Consider the following 9,479-nt stretch of genomic DNA (forward strand, 5'->3'; position numbering starts at 1 on the left):
TCAAACTGTGGAAAACAGATGGCACTTTAGTTGAGACTTTATCGGGGCACAATGATTATGTCTATGCTGTAGCATTTAGCCCGGATGGGAAATTGATTGCTTCGGGAAGTTGGGATAAAACTATCAAACTGTGGAAAACAGATGGCACTTTGGTTGAGACTTTATCGGGGCACAAAAATGCTGTCTATGCTGTAGCATTTAGCCCCAATGGGAAATTGATTGCTTCGGGGAGTAGGGATAAAACTATCAAACTGTGGAAAACAGATGGCACTTTAGTTGAGACTTTATCGGGGCACAATGATTATGTCTATGCTGTAGCATTTAATCCTGATGGGAAATTGATTGCTTCGGGGAGTAGGGATAACACAGTCAAACTGTGGAAAACAGATGGCACTTTAGTTGAGACTTTATCGGGGCACAATGATTATGTCTATGCTGTAGCATTTAACCCCGATGGGAAATTGATTACTTCGGGGAGTGGGGATAACACTATAAAACTGTGGAAAACAGATGGCACTTTAGTTGAGACTTTATTAGGGCACAAAAATTCTATCTTAGCTGTAGCATTTAGCCCGGATGGAAAATTGATTGCTTCAGGGAGTTATGATAACACTATCAAACTGTGGAATTTTAACCGAGATGAGCTAATAGACAACGCTTGCAAGTGGATGAGCGACTACCTGAAAAATAACCCTAACTTAGAAGAAAAAGAACGACACCTTTGCGATTAAATAGAGCCTTCAGCCACAGCTTTCTTTTTAAAAGGTGAGAAATTAGCAGCAGAGGGAAAACTTGAGGAAGCAGTTTCTCAGTTTCAACAAGCAGTAAAACTAGACTCTAATTTCAGTTTAAATGCAGCAACAAATCTGTTAGGAATGGGTAGGGAATTAATAATAGAAAATCAGAGAGTTGAGTTAGGTATTTCTCTATTGAAGCAAGCTCAAACATGGGAGCCATATATTGATCTAAATCCAGATACTGAGGAAATAGATAGAGATCCAGAACAATTGATAATTGATAATTGATAATTACCTATGGTTAAAAACGTTCTTGATTGGATATAAGGAAATACCCTCCCCTAAGAAACAGAGAAATTAAAAGTGTTTCAAGAGGAAGTTCAAGCTTGTCATTGCGAGACGGTGAGCAAAACAGTTAAGCTTCTGGGAAAGCCATTAACTTAGTCGAAGCAATCTCTTTAGCTTAACTGTTAGACTAGAGATTGCCACGGGGGGGCGTATCGGGAATAACCAAAACTCTTGCTTTTCCCGCCCCCCTCGCAATGACAACCTCTCTGTCATTGCGTTAACGCAGTTTTGCGATAGCAAGGCGGTGAGCAAAACAGTTAAGCTTCTGGGAAAGCAATTAACTTAGTCGAAGCAATCTCTTTAGGTAGAGATTGCCACGGGGGGAACTTATAGGTACTTACTAAAACCATTTCTTTCCCCACCCCCCTCGCAATGACAGTGAGGTAATTTTCTTTATGAGTAATGATAATTCACCGCTTGGTGCTAAAATAATACAATTATATAATCAAAATCAACTATGAACCAAACGATTAATGTTAATGGTTTAAAACCAGAACAACTAGAACAAATACAAGCAATTATTGAGGCATTTAAAGCCAAAAATCAACTAGAAGATTTACAAAAATCTCAAACAAAAATAGGCAAAGACGCAATTGACTATCTGACAGAAAAACCAATCAAAGTCGATAGCTTTTTAACCCGCGAACAAATCTATGAAAGTTAATCATTAACTCAAATGGAACTAAACTTTATTGATACAAATGTTTGGCTTTATCGCTTGTTTGATGATCAACGGATAGAAGCCATAGAAAGAGAAAGAAAGCGAAATATTGCTATTTCTATCACAGAAAAATCAAATCTTATTATCAGTACCCAAGTAATCAATGAACTTTCAGTCAATTTAATTAAAAAAGCTAAATTTGATGAAAGCCAAATTAAGGCAGTTCTTCAATCTCTTTATAACCGCTGTCAAGTCTTACCATTTGAGTTAACTATCCTGGAATCTGCTTCAGACTTACGGAGTCAATATAGTTTATCATTTTGGGATAGCTTAATTGTTGCAAGTGCTTTAGCAGGAGGTGCAAATGTTCTTTATTCTGAAGATATACAAGATGGTTTAATAGTTTTAAAACAACTCAATATTATTAATCCGTTTAAATAAAATAGATACTTCTTTGTAGGATTTTTCCAAATGTCATTACAATCAACAGACCCCACAATCCTTGAAACAGCTAAAGAAAAGTTAGTAAATCTTTCCCCGGAACGACTACAAATAGCCTTAGATTTCTTGACTTACCTCCAAGAAAAAGATGAAACAGATGCCAGTTATTTAATGAAATTACCATCAGAAAAAAGACGAGAAATTTTAGCAAAGCAAGCCGAAAAAATGTTAGAGCATTATCAGCAAGATAGAGAATGGCAAGAATTACAAACATGGGATGAATTAGATGAGCAATAATAATTCACCCAAACGGTGAGAAATTTGGCTAACAAATGAAGAAAATATCCACAGGTATTGCTTTATTGGTAGAATATGATGGTTAAATTTTACCTAAGTTTTGTAGGTTGGGTTTCCTTAAATGCCAATCCAACAATAACCAATAAATCTAATCAGGAGATAAAGTATGACTAATCAGTCTGCCTTGCCTAAAGAGAAAAAAAATCAGAAACCAGGAATTAGACTAACAGGAAACCAAAAAAGTTGGCTCATATCTGCTCATGTTATTTCTGGAGCAATTTGGTTTGGCACTGCCCTTTGTATGCTAATTATGGTTTTCAATAATTTTAACAGGACTAATGGCGATGAACTTTACGGAATTAATTCAATTGTAAAATTATTAGATGATTGGGTAGTTATTCCCGCAGCTAATATAACTTTACTGACTGGAGCCTTACTTTGCTGGTTAACAATTTGGGGATTTTTTAAATTTTATTGGGTAATTACTAAATGGATTCTTACTAGCACATTGATTATTTCTGGAACACTTTGGTTAGGACCATGGACTAATGCAATGACAGCTATTTCTGATGCAGAAAGATTAAAAGCTTTGAGTAATCCTCTGTTTATGTTTGATACTCAAGCCATAGTTATTGGTGCATCAATTCAAATTTTGAGTCTGATTTTCATCTTTATTATTTCCTTTTTGAAACCTTGGGGAAGAAGAGATATTAAACCCAAAAATAATACCAAGCCTTCAACTACATAAATTAAATCAAATCTGCTTCCTTTGGAGTGTTATAAGAAACCGGGTTTATCAGAGGTAGATGTTAGATAGTAGGGAATTTAATAAAAACCCGGTTTCTATATTTATTTATACCGATACTACCAGATTTGATATTAAATCTTACTATTCCAAGAAATAGCATTAGTTGGAGGTAATCCCCAGCTATTATTATCTCCTGTTGTTTCATTATCCAAAGTATTAACAACTTTCTGATAAATTTCCTCCGCTTGTTCAGGAGAATTACCAATACTTGTTAAGCCTAATTTGCCAAATTGTGACAAACACCCCATCATGTGAAATAACGTTCCTGTCTCAGTACCACTATCAAAATGCAATCTATTCAAAGCAATAATATCCATTAAATCATTAGGCAATAAACCCCGATAACGACTTTTTTGTAAATTATCTGTAGCTTTGTAAAATTTTGCCCGCCCCTGCTGACTATAAAATAAACCAGTGTCAAGATCGTAACGTCCATTTGTTAATAACTTTAATGTCATAAATGGATGAGTTGTACCACCCCGACGCAAGTTAATTTCAATCGCAAATAAATCCCATTTTGGCGATTCATTTGTACCTTGATTTACAGTGACAAAATCTACTCCAAATTTATCTAAAGCACCTTTTTCAGCTAAACTTTTTCCTACTTTCATACCTAAATCTTGTAAATTTAATCGGTAAGCTTCATCAGCAGGAAAACGACAACCGAGAAAAATTTGTCCATCAGGTCCCCCCAAAATTTGGTCATGGGTGGAGGTAATTTCAACTTCACCTTTGGGTGTAATTCGACATTGCACACTAGGCGATCGCTTCACATCTCCCTCTATAAAAGCTTCTGCTATTGCCCCTAACTCAAAAATGCGCTTACTAAAATTTTCCCAAGTTTCATTAACAGACTGAAACCGTAGTGCCGTAAAACTATTAAGTATAGCTTTCACCCTGTCACTCTTCTCTACTTTTTGTAGTGGTTGTAAATCTAACAGTGCATTACCTTCCCCCGAAAAACCCTCATTCAACTTAATCACTATTCGTTGCAGGTGAGGTTGCCGTTCCCACAACTGCGCTGTTACTAATGCTAAATCATCAATATTCCAAACTAACTCACTACCATCAGGATGAGGAATATTGCATTCAGCAAATATCTGCCTACTGCCACTTTTAGTACCCCAATAACTCAAATCTGGGTCTGCTCCTAACAAAGGGATACCTAACTGCAAAGACAATTCTCGTTCGAGTGGGGTAGAGTTATAACAAACCATGTAAGATTTTTCCTGACGCAACGCTTGTCGAATCCGCTCAATGAGACGGGGACGTTCTAAAATTTTCTCAGTTAGAGGTCTCGCAGAAGCATCATAAGTAGCAAATAGGAGCAGGCGATCGCGGGCGTGGGAAAAGGGAATTCCTGGTAACAGTTGTAAATAGTAGTCAAGAATGCTCGGATGGAGGGGTTCAGAAGTAACATAAATTAATCTGGTGCGGGGGTTCCGCAGACGTATTAAGGAAAATAGATGTCGTTCTTCGTAGTTGTGAGCACCCTGTATTTTTCGCAACTCCCGTTGATCTAGGGTGACAGAAGGGATAACCAAAATATCTGAGTCACTCTGATCAGATAAATCTATATTTTGCCAGCGATCGCGCAAATGAGTTTGTAGTTCCCTAAATAGTAAGGATTTTTCTTTATTAGCAGTGTCTAATTTTATCATGGTTTTTATCAATTATTCTTGAGTTTGATAGAACCAATTTAACATCTATATAATCAGCATTGGTAATACCGTTTCACTAAATTGAGAATTCAGAATTGAGAATGCCAGATTTGATAGGCTAAAAACTCTCACAAAATAACAGTTTCAGGCAATTATTTAACATTTACAGTTGGAAATTATTTGTGACATCCTTAAAGTGAATTGGTATAAGTATAAGTAAGTATCAGGAGTGAGGAGAAAGTGAAGCATCAAATTTAATTTTATCCTACTAGACATTTTCGATAATTCAGCACAAAAACTCTGTAAAAGGTTATGATATATTGGTTTTTACCGAATTATTAATAATTAATAATTAAATAATTCTGGTTTAAAGCCTCCCCTTTTAAGGGGAAACATAGTACTAGGATATTTCCTTATCTTCAATTCCGGTAAGGTTTTAACCAGAGGTAATTATCAATTATCAATTATCCATTATCAATTAATGAATAGAGGTATGTTGCCAAACCTACTTCTGCTCTACTTCTGACTCCTACAAAAAAACTTAATATTGAAAAAGATGCCAACTAGGTTCTATATAACTATTCTACTATACTGAAAAAAGTGCTAGAAGCAGAAACAATTCAAGAATTGAGAATTGAGAATTAAGAATTTATAATTACCTCTCCTTGAAAAGAAGAGGATTGACGAACAGGAAAATTTTGATTTATTATCCCCTTAAAGGGGGAGGCTTTAAACCACAATATTTCGGTAATGCTAAAGAAGTAATAAGTAGGTACGTCTAATTAAACACTAAAAAAAATGTAGGTGGGGGTTATAAGAAAGCCTTGATATTTCCGGTATACTCCATTAAACCCGCCCTACACTTGTTGCGTTTATTTATGCTCACCTACTTAATAGGTAAATTGACAATAAATCCAATTGAAATTTAATCAGTATTACTATGGCGAAAACTGCCATTTGAAATTATTAGTTTAAGATTTTAACTTAAAGGTCTAAATCTAGATCGCTCTGATCGCCATCTAAATCACTCATATCATTATCTTGCTGACTATCAGCATACTTAGAAGGTGGGCGATCGCTACTCCAAGCCCACCAACTCGTATTACAATGACAATGATAAAATTCTTGCCATTTGCGGCGACTATTCTCTGTATATACAGGCGATCGTCGATTAATCCATACTGCCTGTGCTTCCATTGTACTTGCCCCACATTTGGGACAGCGGAAATCAAAGCTATGAATTGCCGATTCAGTCCATTGGGGAGGAGTTAGATTAAAAGCTTCCATTCTTTACTCTCTTATCATATAATTTTACTTACGTCAAGATTTTAACTCAAAACTAGAGGAAAAATTTACCTACTATATGAGAATTTTATCTTGAATTCAGATAATCTAAAAGCTGGAGAAATAAATTGAAGTCAGAAGTCAGAAGTTAGAAGGTTAGATAGGGCGGAGTTGTTGGATTGGCGAGGTACAGAAGTTAAATTGTTGCTGTCATTAAATTTGAGAGGGCAAGAATATCCTAAGCACTCTCGTGACTGCTATACTTGGAATCTGCTGTACTTTCGTTTTCAGCAATTTTATTTATTATAAAACTCTATATAATACTTTAGGGGCATTTAATAAAGATGAATCCTGAACTTTCTGAAACTAGCCGTTTATTCGATATTATGCCTGCTTCTGGGCGAATGATGACAAAAATAGTAGGAAAACCAGAGCAACCTACAATTATTAAAACAACCTTTCCTGTACCATGGAAAAATGATCGGACGATCTATCTAAATTTTGATTTATGGATGAATTTACCCAAAGAACAACGAGATTTAATCATGTTAAGAACTGTGAGTTGGTTATGTGAAATTCAATGGTTTAAACCAAATATCAATCAAGGTATTTTGGGAGTTGGGTTAGTAGGAATAATTTCCCAATTAACAGAAGCTGATGTAGTTGGTATGTTAGTTGCCGGTGGTTTAAGTGCAATTGGTTTGACAAGAATTTGGCAGAGTAATCATAGTACACAAACAGAATTAGCGGCAGACGAAATGGCAATTAGAATATCAACTAGAAGGGGTTATGAAGCAGCTGAAGCAGCTAATCATTTATTACAAGGAATTGAAAATATAGCAAAAATTGAAGGGCGGAATAATTTTAATTTTACTGAGTTAATTAGGTCTCAAAATTTAAAAGCGATCGCTGGTTTATCTCCAGTGGGAGTGCCAGAAAAAGTTAGAAAGGAATAGCATTCATTAATGGATAATTACCTCTGATTAAAACCGTGAGGAAATTGAATATAGGGAAATTCCTAGGACTTTTTTCCCTTTTCAAGGGGAAGCTAATAAAGCTGAATTATTTAATTAATAATTACCTCTCCTTAAAAGAAGAGGATTGAGCAAAATGATTTTTTTTCTTCTTTTGCTCTATTTGATATAGCGTTTAGCGTTCCGCACAACGCGCGTTGTGCTAGCGCAAAGCTCCGCTTTATATGTCGCGCAGCGTTAACGAAGTTGTGCGCTAGCTAAACGGCTAAGAGCCGACATGAAAAACCCTGCGTGCCATGAAAAATGGAGCTGCTCTGTAAGAGCGGGAAACCTCGCCATCCCATCCTTCGGAATGCTCCCCATTCATGTCGGCTCTGAGCCGTTAACGAAGTTGTGCGGAACGCTAAATGACCGCTTTTTCTCCTTAAAAAGAGAGGCTTTAGACCTTAATTATTCGGTAAGTAGCGATCGCTATCCAAACTACCAATAGTAACAACTAACTCTGTAAATTCCTGCGCCAGAAGTTAACTATATTCTGGTTAAACTTTCTCACTCTAACCTTTTAGCAGATAAACATGACTACTTTCAATGTGACAAACCAAAACCTAGATTTAAAGTTAGAGAAAATTTTAAATCGCGCTCTCGAAGGTTTTGATCTATCTCCAGCAGAGGGACTTTTATTGTTATCTCCAACTACTCAACCTAATTTCGGAAAGTTTGCCTTAACTCAACTTCCACCAGAAATAACTGCTATCCAAAAAACAGCAGATCAACTTCGACAAAAACAAGCTGGTAATACAGTAACTTATATTATCAACCGTAATATAAATTTCACCAATATATGTGAACAACATTGTAGTTTTTGTGCATTTCGCCGAGATGAGGGGGATGATGGTGCATTTTGGTTAGATGTTGGTCAAATTTTAGAAAAAGCTAATGATGCGGTGCAACGTGGAGCAACAGAAATTTGTATGCAGGGAGGATTAAATCTTCAAGCTAAAGTTGCAGGAAAATCTTTACCTTATTATTTACAACTGGTAAAACAGATTAAAAACGAGTTTCCCCAATTACATTTACACGCTTTTTCTCCCCAGGAGGTACAGTTTATTGCTAGGGAGGATGGGGTGAGTTATGAATATGTAATTGCTGCTTTGCAGGATGCGGGTGTCGGATCGATGCCAGGTACTGCTGCAGAAGTTTTAGATGATGCAGTCAGGCGAGTTATTTGCCCAGAAAAAATTGATACGGCGACTTGGTTAGAAATAGTAGGTACGGCGCATCGCTTGGGAATGCCAACCACAAGTACAATGTTGTGCGGTCATATTGAAACACCCCAACAGCAAATTTTACATTTAGAAAGGTTGCGCTTTCTCCAACAAACTGCCATTGAAAAAGATTATCCGGCAAGAATAACGGAGTTTATTTTATTACCTTTTGTCGGACAAGAAGCACCTGCACCTTTGCGTCGGAGGGTGGGGCGAGACCAACCTGTTTTGTTGGATGTTTTATTATTAACGGCAGTGTCGAGAATATTCTTAGGAAATTGGATTATTAATCATCAACCAAGTTGGGTAAAAATTGGTTTAGATGGAGCCAAGGAGGCATTAACTTGGGGTTGTAATGATATTGGCGGGACCTTAATGGAGGAGCATATTACGACAATGGCAGGTGCTGTAGGAGGTACTTGTATGGAAGTGGAAAATTTACAAGAGGCTATTAGAAGTTTGGGGAGAAGCGATAAACAAAGAAGTACTCTTTATTGAAGTCAGAAGTCACAAGTTTAGATGATATTTGTAGTCAAATGTGGCAATAGTAGGGGCGGGTTTCCCCATTAAATTAACGAGTTTTTACCTAAAATTAGATAAACCCGCCCCCAATGATGTAACGACCATTTTAGATGTGTCAGTTATTACATAAATAGGAGTTATATCATGTTCGGTTAAATAGTTATTGTAATTAAAGCTCGTAGTAGGGCTTCAGCCCCATCTACAGTTAGGGCTGAAGCCCTACTACAAACAAAAACTTTATTATAAGTGATTACCCGAACATGATATTACGCAGAAACCGGGTTTATGAGGAAAATCTCCTGGTTTGAACAACAATATAAGTGCAATAAACCCGGTTTATTAGTTGGTTTGCGTAAATCTTGATAAAATCAACCCGCTCCTAAATCAACCCACACTAAATATTTTTTCTGCTTCCTTCTTTCTTCCTTACCCAATTATTAATTATTAATTATTAATAATTAAATAATTCTGGTTTAAAGCC

General features: G+C 36.4%; 10 protein-coding genes. 8 read left to right on the forward strand and 2 right to left on the reverse strand.

Annotation, left to right across the window (positions count from 1 at the left end):
* The 6 genes from ACP6PL_RS04570 to ACP6PL_RS04595 all read left to right on the forward strand — a co-directional run.
* Window positions 1-731 (forward strand): WD40 repeat domain-containing protein (locus ACP6PL_RS04570; RefSeq protein ID WP_426543013.1); only part of this gene is annotated, 731 nt, incomplete at its 5' end.
* 144 nt (window positions 732-875) lie between these two features.
* Entirely contained in the window at window positions 876-1,025 is a 150-nt protein-coding gene (locus ACP6PL_RS04575; RefSeq protein ID WP_426543015.1) for a hypothetical protein, read from the forward strand.
* Window positions 1,026-1,542: 517 nt separating this feature from the next.
* Window positions 1,543-1,749, forward strand: coding sequence for a hypothetical protein (locus ACP6PL_RS04580; protein ID WP_426543017.1), 207 nt, complete (start codon window positions 1,543-1,545; stop codon window positions 1,747-1,749).
* Between the two features lie 12 nt (window positions 1,750-1,761).
* A complete protein-coding gene (locus tag ACP6PL_RS04585; protein WP_426543019.1) occupies window positions 1,762-2,187 on the forward strand; it encodes a PIN domain-containing protein in 426 nt (141 codons plus the stop codon).
* 30 nt (window positions 2,188-2,217) lie between these two features.
* A complete protein-coding gene (locus ACP6PL_RS04590; protein ID WP_426543021.1) occupies window positions 2,218-2,484 on the forward strand; it encodes a hypothetical protein in 267 nt (88 codons plus the stop codon).
* 166 nt (window positions 2,485-2,650) lie between these two features.
* Window positions 2,651-3,232, forward strand: a complete 582-nt coding sequence (locus tag ACP6PL_RS04595) for a hypothetical protein (protein WP_426543023.1) — start codon at window positions 2,651-2,653, stop codon at window positions 3,230-3,232.
* A 131-nt stretch (window positions 3,233-3,363) separates the two neighbouring features.
* Here ACP6PL_RS04595 and ACP6PL_RS04600 read toward each other — a convergent pair whose 3' ends face one another.
* Together ACP6PL_RS04600 and ACP6PL_RS04605 are read right to left on the reverse strand one after the other, a co-directional pair.
* On the reverse strand, window positions 3,364-4,953 hold the full coding sequence (locus ACP6PL_RS04600) for a peptide ligase PGM1-related protein (protein WP_426543025.1): 1,590 nt from the start codon (window positions 4,951-4,953) through the stop codon (window positions 3,364-3,366).
* Window positions 4,954-5,937: 984 nt separating this feature from the next.
* Window positions 5,938-6,240 carry a hypothetical protein gene (locus ACP6PL_RS04605; RefSeq protein ID WP_426543027.1) on the reverse strand — a complete coding sequence of 101 codons (303 nt, stop codon included), beginning with the start codon at window positions 6,238-6,240 and terminating at the stop codon, window positions 5,938-5,940.
* A gap of 341 nt (window positions 6,241-6,581) precedes the next feature.
* Between ACP6PL_RS04605 and ACP6PL_RS04610 the strand changes: the two genes are divergently transcribed.
* Both ACP6PL_RS04610 and cofH read left to right on the forward strand, forming a co-directional pair.
* Window positions 6,582-7,193 carry a DUF3318 domain-containing protein gene (locus ACP6PL_RS04610; RefSeq protein ID WP_426543029.1) on the forward strand — a complete coding sequence of 204 codons (612 nt, stop codon included), beginning with the start codon at window positions 6,582-6,584 and terminating at the stop codon, window positions 7,191-7,193.
* A 593-nt stretch (window positions 7,194-7,786) separates the two neighbouring features.
* The gene (cofH, locus tag ACP6PL_RS04615) at window positions 7,787-8,974 is read left to right on the forward strand and encodes a 7,8-didemethyl-8-hydroxy-5-deazariboflavin synthase subunit CofH (RefSeq protein ID WP_426543031.1); all 1,188 of its coding nucleotides are present in this window, start codon (window positions 7,787-7,789) and stop codon (window positions 8,972-8,974) included.
* The last annotated feature ends 505 nt before the right edge of the window (window positions 8,975-9,479 follow it).

Source organism: Dapis purpurea BLCC-M126, assembly GCF_050015975.1.
Taxonomy (GTDB): Bacteria; Cyanobacteriota; Cyanobacteriia; order Cyanobacteriales; family Microcoleaceae; genus Trichodesmium.

Bases quoted from the DNA above. Each gene is read 5' to 3' on its own strand.
- ACP6PL_RS04575 (WP_426543015.1), top strand. From the start codon at position 876: ATGGGTAGGGAATTAATAATAGAAAATCAGAGAGTTGAGTTAGGTATT.
- ACP6PL_RS04580 (WP_426543017.1), top strand. From the start codon at position 1,543: ATGAACCAAACGATTAATGTTAATGGTTTAAAACCAGAACAACTAGAA.
- ACP6PL_RS04585 (WP_426543019.1), top strand. From the start codon at position 1,762: ATGGAACTAAACTTTATTGATACAAATGTTTGGCTTTATCGCTTGTTT.
- ACP6PL_RS04590 (WP_426543021.1), top strand. From the start codon at position 2,218: ATGTCATTACAATCAACAGACCCCACAATCCTTGAAACAGCTAAAGAA.
- ACP6PL_RS04595 (WP_426543023.1), top strand. From the start codon at position 2,651: ATGACTAATCAGTCTGCCTTGCCTAAAGAGAAAAAAAATCAGAAACCA.
- ACP6PL_RS04600 (WP_426543025.1), bottom strand. From the start codon at position 4,953: ATGATAAAATTAGACACTGCTAATAAAGAAAAATCCTTACTATTTAGG.
- ACP6PL_RS04605 (WP_426543027.1), bottom strand. From the start codon at position 6,240: ATGGAAGCTTTTAATCTAACTCCTCCCCAATGGACTGAATCGGCAATT.
- ACP6PL_RS04610 (WP_426543029.1), top strand. From the start codon at position 6,582: ATGAATCCTGAACTTTCTGAAACTAGCCGTTTATTCGATATTATGCCT.
- cofH (WP_426543031.1), top strand. From the start codon at position 7,787: ATGACTACTTTCAATGTGACAAACCAAAACCTAGATTTAAAGTTAGAG.